Raw genomic sequence first — 18,534 nt, forward strand, 5'->3', positions numbered from 1 at the left:
AAATCATTTATAACGAGAAAGTAATTCCTTTCCGTCCCCAATAGGCATCACAAATTAGTCCTGCCAGATGCAGGAAAACAGACTTAGAACCTATCTTGAATTCCAAGTTTCCCAAATATTGATCAGTGGAAACGTATTATTTGCACAGGTTCTTTCTTATTCCCCTTCTCTAATTACTTGGGGAAGAACATTATTCGCAGCAAGTCTATTGGGTTTTGTTCTTTGGTTCAGAAAGAGGCCCTTCTTCTTTCCTAATAAAAAGGAAAATTGGATCTCATTTTTTTTAGGGATGCTTCTCGCATTCCACTGGGTCACTTTTTTTGCCTCCGCACAAGAAGCGACTATTGCAGTTGCAGTGCTTACACTTTTCACTCATCCAGTCTGGACTGTTCTATTAGAACCTTTGTTTTTCCCATCTAAAATCCGAAGTTTAGATTTGGGACTTGCAATCTTAGTTCTTTTCGGAATGTGGATCCTAGTCCCAAGTTTTGATCTGGAAAACAAATATCTTTTAGGCGTGGGACTCGGACTTACTTCTTCTTGGGCAATGGCATTTCGAAATATTCTCACTAAAAAATACCTATCGGGACATGGATCCACTCAGGTGATGTTCCACCAAACCGCCGTTACCTGTTTGGTTTTAAGTCCTATCTTATTTTTTGAGGACCTATTTCACTCTCCAAAAGATTGGGGACTGGTCGTTCTTTTGGGACTATTTTTTACTGCGGTAGGACATACTTTTTATATTAAATCTGTATTCAAGATGAAGGTGAAAACTGCAGGTTTATTATCCACAGTGCAGCCTGTATATTCCGCAATTCTTGCCTGGGCGATCTTACATGAAGTTCCGAGAAAAGAAGAATTCATAGGAGGAGCACTCATCTTATTTGCCGCTGCTCTCGAATCGTTTAGATATAGAAAGAAAACGGAATAGAAGAATGTTTGCTCTTGTAGATGGATCCGCCCCTTTCTTTTTGGAATCCAAAGAAAAACACCAAAATTGGTCCAAGGCCCCTTTGGCAGATTTGGAAAAGTTTTCTCTTCCTTCTAAAAAAAAACATAAAAGAGTAAGAGAATCTTTTTCTAGATATACGAAAAGAATTTCTAAATTAGGATTTAATGCAGTTAGTCTGGACGAACTTTGTTATCTCTCCGAGAGAGATTTTTATCCAGAAGATCTAAAACGTAAGATCTCATCTTATCGTAAAAAATATAAAAAACTATTTAAGATCGCTGCGTCTCAGGATCTGAAAATATTTATTACTAGCGATTTTTTCTCCATCAATGATTCAATCTTAGAACATACAAATGGAAACCTGGATAAGATCATCCAACTTTTTAAGGAATCTTTAGAAGATTTATTTTCTAGTTTTGAAGAAATTTCAGGAATCGTTCTACGTATCGGTGAATCGGACGGAGTGGATGTTACTGGAGATTTCAGAAGTAAACTTCTTCTTAAAACTCCTAAATCAGCGAACTCATTCTTAAAGGAAATCCTTCCTGTTTTCGAAAAATATAATAAAAAATTAATATTTAGGACCTGGACTTTAGGAGCCTACGAAATAGGAGATCTAATTTGGAATCCAAAAACATATCGTAAGGTATTCCAAGATATACAAAGTAAATCACTTATCATTTCCTTAAAATATGGGGAAGGTGATTTTTTTAGATATCTCCCGATCAATCCTCTATTCTTCGAGGATGATAAACCTAAACTTTTAGAATTACAAGCCAGAAGAGAATACGAAGGTTTTGGAGAATATCCAAGCTTCGTAGGATGGATGTATGAAAAATACAGATCCGAACTTTTAGGAAAAGCTAATATTGCTGGGATCAGTGTTTGGACACAAACTGGGGGCTGGTCCTCTTTCAAGAATATCACTTTTTTAAAACGTTCTTCTTATTGGAACGAATTGAATACATTCGTTTCCGTACAATTGTTCACAAAACCTGAAAGAAATTTGGAAGACATTCTCCTAAAATTTTACGGCAAAAAAAATGCGGACCTATTTTTAGAATTTTTGAAACTAAGCGAAGAATTAATTTTGAATCTTTTATACGACCCCGGATTTGCCAGACAAAGTTTTTATCTGCATCGTGTTCGGATTCCCACCATTCTTCATATCACCTGGGACAAAATCACGGTTTCGGATCCTTTTCGGTTCTTATATTCGGTTCTAAACCCGAACCCAAAAGAATCCTTACGATTAGGAGAAGTCGCTTTTTCTAAACTTTCCAGAATGAAAAAAATTTCTGAACGATTGGATTTACCTTACGATTCCGGGTTCCAGAAAAAAACATTTCGGCTTATTCTAAACGCAAGAAAACTAATCTATTCCGAGAATCCTGCCTTGTTAGCCGAATCCAAAAGGCTCGCAAAAGAATATCACAAAAAGTATCCTAAAACTTTTCGTTTCCAATTCCAAGGCTCCAAGTCCAAACCTTCTTTTTTTTTGGGATTTATCCTGAAATTGTTTTTAAGGAATAGAAGCAAATATCGAATCCGGGACAAAATCTTATTTCATCCGGTTTTGCGTAAGGTCTACTACCTGGTATTTTTAGGGATTAAAAACAAACTTCCCGATTTTATCAACCGACAGGGAATGCCTGTCCGAGAATTATTGCAGTGAAATCGGATTGACGAATCTAAGTTTAGGGTCAAAAATTTTACTATGGCTCGAATTTTCACAAGTTCCTTCATTTCCATTTTTGCATTTTTTATAATATTCAACTGTTCTTCCGCGGAAACCAAGGATTCTTCCGAATCTTCCAGCAATGCGAGCGCATCCGGATCAGAAAGCTCTAACGCCGCTTCTACCAGATCCTTCAGCCCGGACCAAGAAACGGAAGATGGCCGTTGTGAATCTGGCAACTGTGAAAACGGCACAGGTACTTACGTATATTCTACGGGTGATATATACACCGGCGGATTCAGTAGCGGGCATAGAGAAGGTAAAGGTAAGTTCGTTTACAAAAACGGAGACAAATTTGAAGGAATTTATGTGAACGATCTGAAAGAAGGAGACGGAATGTATTTCTACTCCAACGGAACAGTCATCCGAGGAAATTTTGCCAAAGGTATCATTAAGGGTTCCGGTAAAGTTACATTCACTGACGGAAGCGTTTTAGTAACCGAGTTTACCGATTCCAGCAATTCTAATCCTGGACCTTATAGGAAGAAGGACGGAACAGAAACGGAATGTTATCTTCAAAACAAGGTTCTGGTGTGTGTAAAACAAGAACCTGGAGCCGAGCCTAAAACTGAATAGTATTAAGCTATCCGCTAATATTAAGGTATACTAATATATCTTCTTCTCATTCTATTCATCGGAATGAGAATGTGTGCCCGTATTACTCCATTCTTTTGCTTGAGATGGATCTACTCTTACGAGAGTATGAGTAATCTGGAATGGATCACTTGCCCAGTTTGGCATCGTACGTATTTCTACTATCCTATACCAAATAGAACCCGGTTCCACTTGGAATAAATGGTTTACGCATAAACATTTAAATTTAAAGCCAAAACCGAATTCAGCTGGATTGACTGAGTGAGGAGCCGCGAAGAAGTACAGCTTCTCCTTAGTTTCGTTCTGATACACCAAGGCAAACTTGCGGGTTTCGCCTGGGCCCAAGACTAATTTTGAATCTTCTATCAAACTAGAAATAGGAGCCTTATTTAGGTCCGCTACAGTATTCGTATCCCAAAGCTGAACCGGCCTCTGAGAAGCCAGTTCGTAAATTTTCATCTCTCCAGGAAAACCTTTATAAATCCATTCTATACGGACCGGAACTCCCCCCTTTTTCCCGGATAAATTCAGAGAAAAAGAAGAATCAGAACTTTTATCCTTTTCGCAAGAAATTATACTCAAAATGAAAAGGAGAAAGATAACCTTTTTTAACAAAACTTATTCCTGAACTAATTCTAAAGTGGAAAATTGGAAAACTTTTCCAGGATTTTCATTCTTTACATAAAGTTTATTTCCGGATTTGCGAAGAAGGATCTGCTCTTGGAAAATTTTCTCTCCATTCTCGGAATCTTCACTATTATTACAGTCCCTTCCGCATCCATTGCAGTCCCCGCCATAATAATTTTCATTATACTCTCTTTGGCTCATTTTACGTACAAGGCCGAATATACGAAGTTTCAGACCGTCGGGCTTGGCTTCTTTCACTTCATAATTTCCTAATGCAAAGAAACTTTTATTAATTTGTCCGTCTCCATCCGCCTCGGAGGTATTTCCTTCGAAGAAAAGACTTCCGTCGGATCTCAGTCTTAAAGTCCAGTTAGAAGAAATCAAACCGGTTTCAGATAACTGACCTTCTTCTCCAGTTGATTCAGCTTGCTGTTGTTCTACACTTACATTTGCAGCAGGAATACTTCCGGTATATTCCCCTCCCGCATAACTCCAGTTCAATACGTAATTTATATTAGCCGCGGAGAACTGGAAAAAGTTATTCTTTGCGATCTTCTTAACCTGCTCCATCGGATTCGGTAAGATCCAGTCCTCTCCATCTGAAAAACGGATTTCGCTGATTACTAGCCCTTTATAATCTTTTCCTGTATAAATAGAATCTACTTTAAGTTTTAATTTTTTACCTTCGAAAGTTTTAGAGAATTGGATAGTCTGAGGGCCCATGATATCTTCAATTTCTATCTTTTCCTCGAATCCATTATCACCTGTAAGTGTCGCAGTTTTTAATCTTCCATTTGTTTGGCAATGACTGTCGGATCTTTGGTAGCCGTTCCAGATCTTGATGGACTTAATCTTTTGGGTTTCCTTAAAGTCGAAATCCAAAGTTACTCCTGGACCTTTTTTGTCGGATGCCCAAGCATATTCGTATCTGGAATCGAATAAGTTCATCACATCATAAGAAAGATTCGGCTTAGCTGTTTCGGATGCGGTTACCGAAGCCTCTACAATTTTTGGTCCCTTCCATCTCATCTTGGAACCCTTGTCGTCGTAAAAGTTTACCTTTTGAACGCAAAGATTTATATTTCTATGAAAGTTAAAAGTAACAGATCGAGTACTTTTAGGCGCATCGAAAGAAACCGAAGCAGTAGATCCTGTGGACAAGTCCTGACTATATTCATCAAAATTAATATAGGCAGTGATCGCATCCGAGAAGTCCCCGTCATGACAGGATTCTACTTCTATCTTGGATAATAAGAAGGTCTCGTCCGGATAAAAATGAAGCTTAACGAATTTAGCGTCTTTTTCCGGTCTCCATTCTTTTCCGTCAAGGATCTCGAACGGAAGCCCGCTTTCCATAGAAGTGGCCGTGATCATGGAAACCGGTAATTTTTTACCACATTGAAAAAAGAACAATGTCCCTAATAATAGAGTCAAATATTTGCCGAACATCAGGTTCCTCCGAGAAATTGCAGAGATCAGAAATATATTTCTTTAACCAGGGGAAAACGAAAAAATAGGGTCCGATTCGTTTTTTATTCCCTGCCCGGAGAGTTCTTAGATATTTCAGTCGTCTGAAATTATGATTGGCGAATCCGATCATATCGCTTCAGTATCAACTACAGGGGGAAAGATGTCGATTCCGAGCAGGTATTCTATAGCGATTCATATTCTTTCCTTGATTGATCGGGATGGAGAAGAAGCCAGTTCCTCACAAATTATGGCTGATAGTATTGGCACCAATCCCGTTGTAGTCCGAAACATCCTAGGAAAATTAAAAAAAGCGGGACTTGTGGCTTCTAAACAAGGAGTGGCAGGTGCAAAACTCGCCAAATCTCCCGACGAAATCCAACTTTTGCAAATCTATAAGGCAGTGGAAACGGAAGCCCCTCTATTCTCCATTCATGACAAACCGAACCCTAAATGTCCTGTTGGAAAAAAGATCCAGACCACCTTGACAGGAATTTTCCAAGAAGCTCAGTCTGCACTCGAAGCAAAATTAGGTGAGTTCCATCTATCAGATGTTCTATTCCAATTGGACTCGGAAAAGAAAAAGCGTGCTTGAAGAGTCAGGCTTTTAAGAACTCGGTCTAGATTCCTTCCATTTATTCTAACAAAAGTCCTTGCCTCAAAATAAAGGGTTCCTAATATCCTTTTCGTCGCTCATATGAATCCGAAAAACACGGAGAGAAGGATGAAAAAAATATTCAAACGGGTTTCGATTGGCCTTGGTGCAGTGCTTATCGCCTATTTGGGGATCTATTACGCTACATTCCCCAAATACGAATTCCATCCGAAGGCGGATCTAACACAAAGTTTCGATTCGTTTTATAAAACTAAATTAGAAGAAACAAAATCGCTTCATGGAAGATCCGGCTCGGAAGAAAAACTGATCCGTTATTCTCCAGGTAAAACCGAATATACAATTCTTTATATTCATGGTTTCGGCGCTTCCCGCGCAGAAGGAGAAGAGACTGTAGATAAAATTTCAGCTTCCCTCAAGGCAAATACATACTATCTAAGACTCCCTGGTCATGGAACCAATAATGAAGATCACAGAGACACTCCTTTTACGGAATATATTCGTGTAGCGGAAGAAAGTCTATTAATGATGGATAAATTAGGGAATCATACTATACTTATGGGAACAAGTATGGGTGGTTTGATCTCGGTTTATCTGGCAGGAAAATATCCGGATAAGATCAAGGACTTAGTATTATTCTCCCCATTTTTTGATTTTGCAGTTCCTTTAGCTAAACTATTCTTTTATCCGGGTGGAATGACCTTTGGAGAAACAGTCCAAGGAAAAATCAGAAAATCCCCTCCTAAAAAACCGGATGACGGAATAGGAGAACATTATTACGAATATTGGTATAAGGATCAGTATTTATCAGCGATCCAACACGTAAGCAATGCGACTAAATTTGTATTTAGCCAAAATAGTCTGGAAAAAATTAAAGTTCCTACTCTATTAGTATATTATTATAAGGATAAAGATCATCAGGACAAGACTGCAAGTGTTGATGCAATGTTGAAAGGTTTTGATAAGATTGGAGGCGATTCCCCTAATCCACTCAACACTAAAGTCCAAATAGAAGAAGGAAGCCATGTACTAACTTCTAAACATGTATTCTCCGATAAGGAGAAAGTCCAAAAAGAAGTTTTAGACTTCTTGTATAAAACCGGAGTAAAATAAGATTTCACACCTTCTTCCTTTTAAAGGGAAGAAGGTGACCTCTCCGATCCCCATTCTTTAGTGGATCTTAAAATTTCCTCCGCGAGTAAGGCAAGTCCTGGTCCGGATTTTTTACGATAACAAAGATAAAATTTCCTTTCTACATTCCAATCTTCAAATTTGATTTTTTTAAGTTTCGGGCTGATGGAATATTCCGACAAAAAACCGATTCCGAGTCCTGCCTCCAAAGATTTGATGACGGATTCCACGCTTCTAAGTTCCATAGCGATCTTAGAACCGAATTCTTTGGAAAAAGATTTGATCTTCTTCTCCACCGCTTTTCTAAGTGCGGAACCCGGATGAAATAATACGAAAGATTGTTTTTTCAGTTCATCTATTCTAATTTTATTTTTAAGAAAAATAGGATGATCTTTTGCCGCCACGGGAAAGATACGATCCGATAAAAATTCCAAAACATTCAGACTAGGCTCCGAGATTGGCCCTGTCAAAATTCCAAGATCTACTTCTCCCTTTAAGACGGCGTCCTTTGTTTCCCCAGCATCTCCTTCTCTTACGGAAAGAGAAAGACCGGGCCTTTTTTTCAGGATCTCCTTTAAGATCTGAGGTAATATCCAAGCAGAAACTGTACCGCCTGCGGAGATGGAATAATTTCCTGTTAACTCATTTTCCTTAGAAAAGTCGTCTTGGATTTCTTCCCATAATTCTTTCATTCGGACGGAATATTGGTAAAATCTTTCTCCTTCGTGCGTGAGTCGGACAGCCCTTCCCCCTCTTTCCAAAACGCTAACGCCCAATTCTTTTTCCAAAAGATAGATCTGTTTGGATAATGCAGGTTGAGTTAATCCCAAACGAGAGGCAGCCTTTTGAAATGTGCCCGATTCCGAAATTTCCAGAAAATAAACGATCTGTCTGAATTCCATAATAACATATAACTTTTAGTTATATGTTTTATAAAACCAATTTATTTGCATTATATTAGTAAATTTGATATCTTCTTTTGTAAGAGGGAAATATGGGACAAACTTTATATGATAAAATTTGGGAAAGCCATAGGATCTCGGAGAATTCGGACTCCGAATCCATTTTATATGTGGACCGTCATATTCTACATGAAGTGACTTCCGCTCAGGCATTTGAAGGTTTAAGGAATAAAAATCGAAATGTAAGAAGGACAGATCTCACCTTCGGAGTGGTGGATCATAATGTTTCTACAAGAGATCGTAAGAACAGAGATGCTGCTGGCCCTGTCTCCAGATTGCAGATAGACACAATGGAAATGAACTGCAAAAACTTCGGGATACGTTTATTCGGACCGGAGGATCCCGACCAAGGCATCGTGCATGTTTTGGGACCCGAGTTGGGATTTACAATTCCTGGCTCAGTCATTGTATGCGGAGATTCTCATACCGCTACACATGGAGCATTCGGTGCCTTGGCATTCGGCATAGGAACAAGCGAAGTTGAACATGTACTTGCCACTCAAACATTAAAGCAGGCTAAAACCAAATCCATGTTGGTACGTTTTATAGGCAAGCCTGGTTTTGGGATCACGGCCAAAGACATAGTCTTGGAACTGATCTCTAAGATCGGAACCTCAGGTGGAAGAGGTTTCACCATGGAATATAAAGGCGAATGGATAAATTCGCTTTCCATGGAAGGAAGAATGACTCTTTGCAATATGAGTATAGAAGCTGGAGCGAGAGCGAGTCTTATTGCACCAGACAGTATCACATACGATTATCTGAAAGATAGAAAGTTGATCCCAAAAGGTAAAAGTTTTAACCAAGCTGTAGAATATTGGAAAACATTCTTCACTGACAAAGACGCAGTATTTGATGAGATCACTGAATTAGATATTTCTAAAATAGAACCTCAGGTTACATGGGGAACCAATCCTTCTCAATCTTTGTCAATCGGGGGTATTGTTCCCCATCCGGAAGAATTCCAAGATACCCGAGCCAAGGAAACTGCTCGGAATGCATTGGAGTATATGGGCTTAAAACCCGGAACTCCAATTTCGGAAATCAAAATTGATAAGGTATTCATAGGTTCTTGTACAAATTCAAGAATAGAAGACCTGAGATCCGCAGCAGAAGTAGCTAAAGGTAAAAAAGTACATCCAGGAGTACAAGCGTTAGTAGTTCCAGGATCTGGGTCCGTAAAACGTCAGGCGGAATCCGAAGGTCTGGATATAATTTTCAAAGAAGCGGGATTCGAATGGAGAGAACCTGGTTGTTCACTTTGTCTAGCAATGAACGACGATGTATTAAAACCGGGAGAAAGATGCGCTTCTACTTCTAATCGTAACTTTGAAGGAAGACAAGGTAGAGGCGGAAGAACACATTTGGTCAGTCCGTCGATGGCAGCCGCAGCGGCAGTAACCGGAAAATTTTCAGATGTGAGGAAAATGGTATGAACCCAAAAATTTGGACAATACACAATGGAGTTACGATCTCTATTCCAAGAGAGGATATTGATACGGATCAAATACTTCCTAAACAATTTATGAAATTGATAGATAAGAACGGTTTCGGAAAACATCTATTCCATGATTGGAGGTATTCGGACCTAGAGGGGAATATTCCAAATCCTGAATTTATTCTGAACCAGGAAAAATTCAAAAAAGCGAGTGTGCTTGTGGCTGGAAAAAATTTCGGCTGCGGTTCCAGCAGGGAACATGCCCCCTGGGCACTTTCCGATTTTGGGTTCAGAGCGATCTTGGCACCTTCTTTTGCGGATATATTTTCCATCAATTCCGCGAAAAATGGAATCGCATTAATTCGCTTAAAAGAAGAAGAAATTTCTTATCTAAATGAATGGGTTTCTAAAAATCCTGGCTCCTCGATTCGGATTAATCTGGAAAATTTTGAAGTACAAGCAGGAGAGAAAACATTCTACTTCCATTTGGATTCTGCTTCCGTTAATCGGATCCGAAACGGATGGGACGATATCGATATTACCCTGAAAAATGCGAAAGAGATCCAGGATTTCGAACAAAAACGCAAAGCAGAAAAACCGTTTTTGGAAGTATATTGGTGAACTTCTCCCGAAAATTTTCGTAACGGTGCTCTGCACAATAGATCTTAAAAAACCTTTTATTAGCTGGAAAAGAATTCGGGGAAAATTAATATGTTCGTCATTCTTTCGCTTCTAAAAGGAACCTAGAGTGAGTTTAACAGAATCCATTCATGATAAGATCACAACACCTATAGTTAAAATCCCCGATTCCTCTTTAAAAACCGGGATCTACGACTTAACCAAGGAAGAACTGAGCCAGAGAATCGAGCTAAGAGAAGGAGTTAGTATAAGATATTTAACTCCTCCCGATCGAAGAAGATGGCTTTTAGATCGGTTCTTATTAGGTTCCGATCTTACTTTTTTGTACGGATACTTTCGCCAAATTATTATCGCAAGACAAGATGCCTTAAAAGGAAAATTTTTCGATCCCCGTTGGATAGAATTATCAGGTGGGATCTTAGATTTGATCGAAGGTTGTCAGGGAAAATTCCAAATAGAGAATATTGAGAACGTCGTCTCTCCAAAAGGACCTGTGGTTTTTGCAGGAAATCATATGAGCGTTTTGGAAACTTTCGTCTTTTCGTATTTTTTAGTCCCTCATAGACGACTTACGTATGTAGTTAAAGAAAGTTTAATAAAGGGATATTTCGGCCCCATTATGAGAAGTCGGGATCCGATCGCAGTAGGAAGGGACAATCCAAGAGAAGATTTGGTCAAGGTATTGGAAGAAGGTGTAAATCTTCTGAAAAAGGGAATTTCTATCGTTGTATTCCCCCAAAGCACAAGGACTCGAACTTTTAATCCTGCAGAATTCAATTCTATTGCTGTTAAACTTGCGGCAAGAGCTGGAGTTCCGGTAGTGCCATTTGCGATCAAAACAGACTTCTGGCAGAATGGTAAAATTTGGAAGGACCTAGGCAGTCTTTATAGGGACAGAAAGATCCACATGAAGTTCGGTCCTCAGATAGACACAAAGGATTCCAGAAAAGCTCAAGAAACACTTTTGAATTATGTACTAACCAATTTAAAAGAATGGAATGTAGAAATTCTCTCAGAACAGAAATAAGATACAAGCGCGGATCCAGCAATAGCTGATCCGCTTTTATTCATTGGGGAGAAAGTTTAATAACCTCCCCCGCCTCCGCCACTTCCCCCACCATAACCGCAAGCGGCGGCTGCAAGTAAATACTGAGAAGCGCATGCAGTATTTCCATAACCAGGGTTTTCGCTAGAGCAACTTAAATACAACGCCGCTGCGGCGTTACAATTTTTTTTGTCGTTCTTATCATTTCCTCCGGTTCCGTATAAATCGTTATACGCATCACAATTTACAAAACCAATCGAAGATAGAAACAAAAGTAAGATCAAAATCCTATTTTTAGTTCGCATATACATTCTCCATATTATGGCAGATAATTTTTCCAAACAATATCCGATTGATAAGGATCCGCAATGGTTTTAGGATTAGATCACTATTCTTAGGAACCAACAATACAATTTTGGAAATAGAGAATGCACTTGACTTGTTTTATTTTATCGAAACCAAAAACGATCCCCATCTAAGAAACGTTTTACACCTTCTTTGGTACTTTTGCTTTCCATTACCGGGAATGTATTTCGTGCTTCTAGGCTCAGAGCTTCTTGCAAAGGTAGATTCCAACCTTCTATAGCGGAACTTAAATCTGCAAACATTGCATCTCTAGGCTGTTTACAGAGTTGGGTTGCATATGAAAATGCTCTTTCTAAACCTTTTCCTTTTTTCACAAGTTCCCAAACGAGTCCGAGTTGATAAGCTCTCTCCGCACGTATCCTTTGTCCTGTAAGTATCAAGGGTAACGCAGCTCCCCAACCAAGCAATCTAGGAAGATACACTGTACCTCCATCCACAAGAGGAACTCCCCATCTTCTACAAGCTACGGAAAAGATTGCCTGAGGTTCCGCGATACGAATATGACCGTGACAAAATAATTCCAAACCCCCTGCATAGGTATAACCGTGCGATACTGTAATCACAGGTTTTTTCTGAACAATCCTAGAACCTCCTAAAGGTCCCGGATCATTCTTAGCATATTCTTCTCTTTCTTCTTTGTTTAGATACAGATTTGCCATCTTGTCCAAACCGGAAAGGTCCGCTCCGGAACAAAAGGCCTTATCCCCTTCACCATGCAAAATGGCTACGGTAAGTTCGGGATCTTTTTGGAATGTTTTCCAGGCTTCCACAAATAGATCCGCCATTTCTTTATTCACAGCGTTATGAACCTCTGGGCGATTCATCGTGATCTGGAAAATTTTACCGCCTGCTACTTCGTGAACTTTTGTAATCAATGGAAGATCGGACATGCCTAAATAAGAAACTAGATGTATTATACAGAAAGAACTTTTTTGTTTGGTGTTGACATCTTAAATCTTACGTCTAAAATTCCATCGACTCCGAGTTGAATCAGGTATGCCTCAGAAAGAAGAACTCGGAACAAATCCAACGCCCAAAACCCTGGACTTTCTGACCGAACTTCTGGACACGTATGTTTGGGAAACGGAAGATATCAGTCTCTGCAAAGTTCCTCCTCAACTCTGTAAACGATTAGGTTTAAACGAACCAGAAATTTCTCTCTCATTTCTTCTTACAAAAATCCACCCGGCAGACAGAACAAAATTAGAGGTAGAGATCGAATCGGCCAAAAACGGAGAAAATCCGGAACCATTCGAATTGAAAATTGCCGGATCGGATGGTGAATTTTTATACTTCAAAGTCGGGATTCGGCATCTAAAAACTTCTGCGGAAACATCTAGTAAATTTATATTCTTATTACAAGAAATCACTAAACCTAAGGCGGACCGTGAATCTCTCCGACAAAGTAACAGAAGACTAAAACTCGCAACGAAAGCGGCTAACGTTGGAATTTGGGATCTGGACCTGATTAAAAATGTCTTAGTCTGGGACGAAGGAATGTATAATCTCTACGGAATTCCGAGAACGGAATTTTCAGGCGCTTATGAGGCTTGGGAGAAATCACTTCACCCGGAGGATAAAACCAGGGCTATAGAAGATTTTTATAATGCAGTTGCAGGAAGAAAGGAATTCGATACGGAATTTAGGATCCTCTGGCCAGACAAATCGGTACATTATATCAAGGCCATTGCTGCAGTATTCCGAGATTCCGAAGGAAATCCAATCCAGATGATCGGAACAAATTGGGATATTACTCAAATCAAACAGGCAGACCAAGAATCCAGAAAGAACCAGGAAAACCTAACAAGGGTAAATGAGATCGCAAAGATCGGGACCTGGGAAATCGATTTTATATCGGACAAAACTTATTGGAGCAAAAAGACCAAAGAAATATTCGAGGTGCCGGAAGAGTATTCTCCTAAATTAGAGGACTTTATTCAATTTTCCGGCCTAGGAGAAGATAAGGCAAGAATGACACTTGCCATAGAAAGTGCTCTACATTCGGGAACTGACTATGATATGGATCTTCAGATTCGTACAGAAACGGGAAAGAACAAGTGGGTTCGCACGATTGGACATGCTGAATTCTCGGAAGGAAAATGTGTACGTTTATTCGGGATCTTCCAAGATATCGAGGAAAGAAGAAGAATAGAAGATAGCCTAGTACTAAGTGAACTCATGTTTAGAGGAGCGTTCGAGAACAATGGAATCGGAATGGCTCTCGTTTCTTCCGAAGGGAAATGGCTCAAGGTTAACAGAAAAGTTTGCGAGATGCTCGGATATGAAGAAACCGAATTTTACTCCCTCACCTTTCAAGATATCACTCATCCGGAAGATCTAGAAAAGGATTTAAGTTATGTAAAACAAATCCTGGATAGAGAGCTCGAATCCTATAAAATGGAAAAACGATACTTCAAAAAAGACGGCACCATTATATGGATCAACCTGAGTGTATCTTCTGTTAGAGACAAATTCGGAAACTTTTTATATTTCGTTTCTCAAATAGAAGATATCACCGAAAAAAAAGTCGCTGAACAATCTTTGATAGCGATCAATTATGAGATGAAACAGATCCTGGATTCCGCCACTCAAGTTGCTATTATCAAAACAGATCTACAAGGAGTAATCACGGTTTTTAGCAAAGGAGCGGAAAATTTATTCGGATATTCCGAAGATGAATTGATCGGAAAATATACTCCGGAAATACTCCATGACAAGGAAGACACGAATAAGAGAAGCCGAGAGCTAAGCGAACTTTATAAAAAGGAAATTAAAGGTTTCGATATATTCAGCGAGGTTGCCAAAAGAGAATCTTATGACTCCAGAATATGGAAGTATAAAAGGAAGGACGGAACTACTTTCCCAGCACAAATGATCATCACCCCTGTAAAGGGCTTCGATTCTAAACTCTCCGGATTTTTAGGAATCGGCACAGACGTATCAGGTGCTCAGGAATATTTAGAAAGACTAGAAGATACAAAACTACAATTGGAAGTTTTAGCCGATCAATTAGGCAGAAAGAATGCACAGCTTCTGAATTATGCCCATATCACTTCTCATAACCTTAGGGCTCCCACTAGCAATTTAATCTCCTTAGTAGAATTGGTAGAAGAAGCCGATTCAGAAGAAGAAGTCCATTCCTTAGTAGGAAAATTCAAGATTTCAGTGGACTATTTACAGGAAACCTTGGATAGTCTGGTAGAAGTATTAAAGATACAAGAAGGAACCAGACGAAAAATTGAAACAGTAAGGTTCGATTCTATCCTTAAAAAAATCCTGAGAATTTTAGAAGGTCAGATCTTAGAAACTTCTGCTGAGATCCGCTCCGACTTCTCCTCTTTAGAAGAATTCGAATACGATAAGACATACTTAGAAAGTATCCTTCTAAACCTAATTTCAAATTCCATTAAGTATAGATCTTCTCACAGAATTCCTAAGATAGAAATCAGAACGGAAATCTCGGAAGGAAAGTATTTACTGATCGTAGAAGACAATGGATTAGGGATAGATCTTAAAAAATACCAGAACAAACTGTTCGGTTTGCATAAAACATTCCATAGACATCCTGATGCAAGAGGTGTAGGACTCTTTCTCACTAAATCGCAAGTAGAAGCGTTAAATGGCAGAATTTACGCGGAAAGTGAACTTGATCATGGAACTAAAATGATCATAGAACTACAGTCATTATCATCCTAAAATAGATAAATTACGAAAACTCACGTATTTATAGGTATTCTCACCTTATAGAAGGTTCTGGATTCTATTCACTACTTAACTATCGATTTTCATTCGATTTCATCCAATTCGGCTAAATTTCAATTTTTGGAATATACTATTTATTTTTGAAATAAGCTGAATCGGATTGCTCCTTTATCTAAAAAGATCTACACTTAAGGAATGGATAATAGAAGCCAGAAGTCGGATCAAAAATACCGAATGAAAACCCAACCGGGCGGCGTCGTGATTCATTCACGGGCACAGCCACAAAAACCTATCAGATATAGAACGGGAAAACCAGAAGAGGAAGAAATCACCTCTTTTTGGGTATTTTATCTTTTCCTATTTATAGGATCGTTAATCCCGATCGTAGGTGTATTTCCTGCGTTCATCCTGTTCTCATTTGGGAAGAATAAGTTTTTTAAATTTCTACCGCTTGTTTTGAGTATATTAACTAGCAGCTATGCCCTTTATATAAGAGCTCACTCTGGTTCCGTATTCCAGCAATTGAGAAATTTAGTTTACTAAGTCAAAAAACGGAAAAGGACTTAAATTCTTCTTTAGAAAGAATAAATAAGTCCTAAGTGTTTTATCTTTCTTTTAAAAGCCGGCAAAACCGGCTCCTATTGACTTATCATATCAATCAAAAGATTTTACTGCTCCAATACTAAAGGAAGGAATTCCGGCTCTTGCATTATAAGAATAACCTGTTAAGTTCGCATTACCTAAACTTCCTACCGCATGAGAAAGATCCCAGTCCGTCCCTTTTCCACCTTCTATCGTTTTTCTAGGGATATTGTAACTTACTGCCAGGTCCAAACTCCAGCTATCGAATAAATAACTAAACCCTGCAGAAACGATATCCGTAAGTGAGAAAAATCCTCCTGTTGTCCCTCCCAAAGCATTACTTTTTACTAATGGGGAATTATAAGAATATCCTCCTCTCAGTATCCAGGAAGAAGAAGCCTTATACTCTACTCCTAAAATGACCGCCCATTGGTCCCTGAAATTTAAATGTGCATCTGCTGAACCTGTTTTTCCTAAAGGAGTAGGAAGCCATGGATCTTCCAAGGTTTGATTAGCCTTTCTTAAATAAGAACCATAATTGGTATAAACAAAATCCAATGCGAACTTTAGATTTTCCGGCCCGAATGCCAGACCTAAAACATGCTTTTCAGGAAGATCGAAAGTATAAGAAACCCCGGTCTTACGATAATAATTCGGATCGTTTGTCCCGATCGAATATCCACCGTTTAGAGGAATTCCCACATGAGATTGGTACGCATATGCGATCCGGAAGGAATCCGAAAAAGAGTAATTAGCTCCTAAAATTCCACCCAACGCGAAAGCATTTTTAGAACTTTCATAATAATATCCTTGGCCAGGGATCTCTATATTGCCTGTGATATCATAATATTTTTGATTTAATTTTTGGGTTCCGTAAGCGAGTTCCACACTTCCACCTAAAGATAAATTCCCAAATTTAACCGAGAGTCCGTTTACCAATTTAAAAACCGCAAACGTATTCGAATTGGATTCTTTGATCTGTTTAGAATTTCCAAGAGGCCCGGGTAAATTTATATCCGCCCATTGATTTACAGATTCTCCAGTAGGAGTGTTCCGAGTGATCTTATCCACTCCTCCGGAAGCTCCTCCTGGTACATAGAATGTGATTCCATAATTGATATTTTCAGTAACAGGAAGTTTAAAAGCTACATAAGGACCAGGACCAACTACATTAGATGTTTTATCATTCTCATACACCAGTTCCGGATTCGGATCTTGGAAACGATCCCTGTATCTGTTTTGAATGATAGAAGTGCCCAAACCGAACTCCAACTTTTTACCTTTAACCAAGGATAAATTTGCCGGATTCAAAGCAACGTCCACGGGCGACCCGCCTAACGCATAACCTGCACCTGCAAGTCCTAAGTATCTGGAATTGATCGCGTTAAAATACAATCCATCGATTGCCAAAACTTCTCCGCTCCCAAAAACAAATAATAAGAATATAATAAAAACCGAATACTTATTTCGGATAAAACCTCTCTGCATTTATGTTCCTCCCCAGAACCCTGAATGACATAAGCGTTCCAGAAATTTCCATCATCACACCTAAAAAATCCAATAAAACGAATACAAGTTCTCGAATAAGCCGAATATATTAAGCAATCATCTAAATATATTAAACTATATTTGCTTATTCATACGATTAAAACAGAATAAAATTTAATATATTAAAAATTATTGATGATTTTATAGAAATAATACCTAATTATATCTATTATAACGGATTTATTCCGTAGAGATCCGTCAGGAGAAAGTATCATGAGATTCCAGGAAACCAACGGGACACCTCAAATAGATCCAACCTCGGAAGACAATTATCGCAATTTTTTAGATTCTATATTCAAAAAACAGAATGAAGATCCCCATCGTTACGGAGGAAGGCAAGTAGCTGGGCAATTCGTCCAAGAGTTATTCGATATTCTTTTTGCAGGTTTTTTTTCAGACCTAAACTTTAGGGACAGGACCCAGGTGGAAGATAGTATTTCTCGTTTTCTTTTAGATGCAAAGAAGAAGTTACAACCTTACTTAGTAGGATCCAACGGCCCTGAGATCAATTGGGTACTTTCTGAATTTAAAAAAGAATTACCTATTCTCTATGATCTAATCTGGAAAGATGCAATTGCTGCGTATGAGGGAGATCCTGCCGCGGAAAGTGTTAAAGAAGTTATATTGGCCTATTCCGGTTTTTATGCGATTGCCGTTCATAGAGTTGCTCATGTATTGCATAGTTTGAAGATCCCGATTTTTCCGAGGATGCTCAGTGAATATGCTCACGAAAAAACAGGAATAGATATCCATCCCGGTGCAAAGATAGGAAAATCATTTTTTATGGATCATGGGACAGGGATAGTAATCGGAGGGACCTCTGAAATAGCGGATAACGTCAAAATTTACCAAGGTGTCACTTTGGGAGCACTCTCTGTTAGTAAAGATTTAGCTAGCGTCAAAAGACATCCTACAATCGAGGAAAATACGATTATCTATGCTGGAGCCACCATACTAGGAGGCGATACTGTAATCGGAAGGAATAGTATTATCGGAGGGAACACCTGGCTCACTCAAAGTGTTCCTCCTTATTCGGTGGTGTATCAGAAAAATGAAATCCGAGTCAGAAATTCCAAAGAATTAGACAATGTGATCGATTTTTCTATCTGAGAACTATCGACCGGAAG

At 38.9% G+C, this 18,534-nt stretch carries 16 protein-coding genes; 10 read left to right on the forward strand and 6 right to left on the reverse strand.

The genetic code is table 11. The features are described 5' to 3' along the window. The first annotated feature begins 67 nt into the window (after window positions 1-67). Genes CH365_RS02050 through CH365_RS02060 form a run of 3 tightly spaced genes read left to right on the forward strand, consistent with a single transcriptional unit; the run spans window position 68 to window position 3,269 of the window. Complete coding sequence (locus CH365_RS02050) at window positions 68-934, forward strand: DMT family transporter (protein WP_100766928.1); 867 nt, start codon at window positions 68-70, stop codon at window positions 932-934. Between the two features lie 4 nt (window positions 935-938). Continuing rightward, a complete protein-coding gene (locus tag CH365_RS02055; protein ID WP_100766929.1) occupies window positions 939-2,630 on the forward strand; it encodes a glycosyl hydrolase family 67 in 1,692 nt (563 codons plus the stop codon). Between the two features lie 42 nt (window positions 2,631-2,672). Next, window positions 2,673-3,269, forward strand: coding sequence for an MORN repeat-containing protein (locus CH365_RS02060; protein WP_100766930.1), 597 nt, complete (start codon window positions 2,673-2,675; stop codon window positions 3,267-3,269). Window positions 3,270-3,320: 51 nt separating this feature from the next. Here the strand turns inward: CH365_RS02060 and lsa20 are convergent, their stop codons facing one another. Both lsa20 and CH365_RS02070 read right to left on the reverse strand, forming a co-directional pair. Beyond that, on the reverse strand, window positions 3,321-3,902 hold the full coding sequence (gene lsa20 / locus CH365_RS02065) for an LIC11469 family lipoprotein adhesin Lsa20 (RefSeq protein ID WP_100766931.1): 582 nt from the start codon (window positions 3,900-3,902) through the stop codon (window positions 3,321-3,323). A gap of 3 nt (window positions 3,903-3,905) precedes the next feature. Next, window positions 3,906-5,363: a discoidin domain-containing protein gene (locus CH365_RS02070; protein WP_100766932.1), complete on the reverse strand. Its 1,458-nt coding sequence runs from the start codon at window positions 5,361-5,363 to the stop codon at window positions 3,906-3,908. Window positions 5,364-5,544: 181 nt separating this feature from the next. Here CH365_RS02070 and CH365_RS02075 point away from each other — a divergent pair, with 181 nt between their 5' ends. Both CH365_RS02075 and CH365_RS02080 read left to right on the forward strand, forming a co-directional pair. Then, complete coding sequence (locus tag CH365_RS02075; RefSeq protein WP_100767024.1) at window positions 5,545-5,976, forward strand: Rrf2 family transcriptional regulator; 432 nt, start codon at window positions 5,545-5,547, stop codon at window positions 5,974-5,976. A 129-nt stretch (window positions 5,977-6,105) separates the two neighbouring features. Continuing rightward, the gene (locus CH365_RS02080) at window positions 6,106-7,107 is read left to right on the forward strand and encodes an alpha/beta hydrolase (RefSeq protein WP_100766933.1); all 1,002 of its coding nucleotides are present in this window, start codon (window positions 6,106-6,108) and stop codon (window positions 7,105-7,107) included. A gap of 20 nt (window positions 7,108-7,127) precedes the next feature. Here the strand turns inward: CH365_RS02080 and CH365_RS02085 are convergent, their stop codons facing one another. Further along, a complete protein-coding gene (locus tag CH365_RS02085) occupies window positions 7,128-8,027 on the reverse strand; it encodes a LysR family transcriptional regulator (RefSeq protein ID WP_100766934.1) in 900 nt (299 codons plus the stop codon). Window positions 8,028-8,119: 92 nt separating this feature from the next. Between CH365_RS02085 and leuC the strand changes: the two genes are divergently transcribed. The 3 genes from leuC (at window position 8,120) to CH365_RS02100 (ending at window position 11,191) form a co-directional block, all read left to right on the forward strand. Then, complete coding sequence (gene leuC, locus CH365_RS02090; protein ID WP_100766935.1) at window positions 8,120-9,523, forward strand: 3-isopropylmalate dehydratase large subunit; 1,404 nt, start codon at window positions 8,120-8,122, stop codon at window positions 9,521-9,523. Then, window positions 9,520-10,146 carry a 3-isopropylmalate dehydratase small subunit gene (gene leuD, locus CH365_RS02095; RefSeq protein ID WP_100766936.1) on the forward strand — a complete coding sequence of 209 codons (627 nt, stop codon included), beginning with the start codon at window positions 9,520-9,522 and terminating at the stop codon, window positions 10,144-10,146. The genes leuC and leuD overlap by 4 nt, the downstream gene beginning before the upstream one ends. Window positions 10,147-10,273: 127 nt before the next feature. After that, window positions 10,274-11,191: a lysophospholipid acyltransferase family protein gene (locus tag CH365_RS02100; protein ID WP_100766937.1), complete on the forward strand. Its 918-nt coding sequence runs from the start codon at window positions 10,274-10,276 to the stop codon at window positions 11,189-11,191. 56 nt (window positions 11,192-11,247) lie between these two features. Here CH365_RS02100 and CH365_RS02105 read toward each other — a convergent pair whose 3' ends face one another. Both CH365_RS02105 and CH365_RS02110 read right to left on the reverse strand, forming a co-directional pair. Then, a complete protein-coding gene (locus tag CH365_RS02105; protein WP_100766938.1) occupies window positions 11,248-11,514 on the reverse strand; it encodes a hypothetical protein in 267 nt (88 codons plus the stop codon). Window positions 11,515-11,658: 144 nt separating this feature from the next. After that, on the reverse strand, window positions 11,659-12,450 hold the full coding sequence (locus tag CH365_RS02110) for an enoyl-CoA hydratase-related protein (protein WP_244282944.1): 792 nt from the start codon (window positions 12,448-12,450) through the stop codon (window positions 11,659-11,661). 121 nt (window positions 12,451-12,571) lie between these two features. Here CH365_RS02110 and CH365_RS02115 point away from each other — a divergent pair, with 121 nt between their 5' ends. Next, window positions 12,572-15,271, forward strand: coding sequence for a PAS domain-containing sensor histidine kinase (locus CH365_RS02115; RefSeq protein WP_100766940.1), 2,700 nt, complete (start codon window positions 12,572-12,574; stop codon window positions 15,269-15,271). Window positions 15,272-15,931: 660 nt separating this feature from the next. Here CH365_RS02115 and CH365_RS02125 read toward each other — a convergent pair. Next, complete coding sequence (locus CH365_RS02125) at window positions 15,932-17,347, reverse strand: OmpP1/FadL family transporter (protein ID WP_100766941.1); 1,416 nt, start codon at window positions 17,345-17,347, stop codon at window positions 15,932-15,934. Between the two features lie 273 nt (window positions 17,348-17,620). Here CH365_RS02125 and epsC point away from each other — a divergent pair, with 273 nt between their 5' ends. Next, entirely contained in the window at window positions 17,621-18,517 is an 897-nt protein-coding gene (gene epsC, locus CH365_RS02130; protein ID WP_100766942.1) for a serine O-acetyltransferase EpsC, read from the forward strand. Window positions 18,518-18,534 lie beyond the last annotated feature (17 nt).

It is taken from the genome of Leptospira neocaledonica (assembly GCF_002812205.1).
Taxonomy (GTDB): Bacteria; Spirochaetota; Leptospiria; order Leptospirales; family Leptospiraceae; genus Leptospira_B; species Leptospira_B neocaledonica.

Coding starts and splice junctions, on each gene's coding strand:
- CH365_RS02085 (WP_100766934.1), bottom strand. CDS start 8,027: ATGGAATTCAGACAGATCGTTTATTTTCTGGAAATTTCGGAATCGGGC.
- CH365_RS02080 (WP_100766933.1), top strand. CDS start 6,106: ATGAAAAAAATATTCAAACGGGTTTCGATTGGCCTTGGTGCAGTGCTT.
- leuC (WP_100766935.1), top strand. CDS start 8,120: ATGGGACAAACTTTATATGATAAAATTTGGGAAAGCCATAGGATCTCG.
- CH365_RS02070 (WP_100766932.1), bottom strand. CDS start 5,363: ATGTTCGGCAAATATTTGACTCTATTATTAGGGACATTGTTCTTTTTT.
- CH365_RS02055 (WP_100766929.1), top strand. CDS start 939: ATGTTTGCTCTTGTAGATGGATCCGCCCCTTTCTTTTTGGAATCCAAA.
- CH365_RS02105 (WP_100766938.1), bottom strand. CDS start 11,514: ATGCGAACTAAAAATAGGATTTTGATCTTACTTTTGTTTCTATCTTCG.
- CH365_RS02125 (WP_100766941.1), bottom strand. CDS start 17,347: ATGCAGAGAGGTTTTATCCGAAATAAGTATTCGGTTTTTATTATATTC.
- leuD (WP_100766936.1), top strand. CDS start 9,520: ATGAACCCAAAAATTTGGACAATACACAATGGAGTTACGATCTCTATT.
- epsC (WP_100766942.1), top strand. CDS start 17,621: ATGAGATTCCAGGAAACCAACGGGACACCTCAAATAGATCCAACCTCG.
- CH365_RS02075 (WP_100767024.1), top strand. CDS start 5,545: ATGTCGATTCCGAGCAGGTATTCTATAGCGATTCATATTCTTTCCTTG.
- CH365_RS02050 (WP_100766928.1), top strand. CDS start 68: ATGCAGGAAAACAGACTTAGAACCTATCTTGAATTCCAAGTTTCCCAA.
- CH365_RS02115 (WP_100766940.1), top strand. CDS start 12,572: ATGCCTCAGAAAGAAGAACTCGGAACAAATCCAACGCCCAAAACCCTG.
- CH365_RS02060 (WP_100766930.1), top strand. CDS start 2,673: ATGGCTCGAATTTTCACAAGTTCCTTCATTTCCATTTTTGCATTTTTT.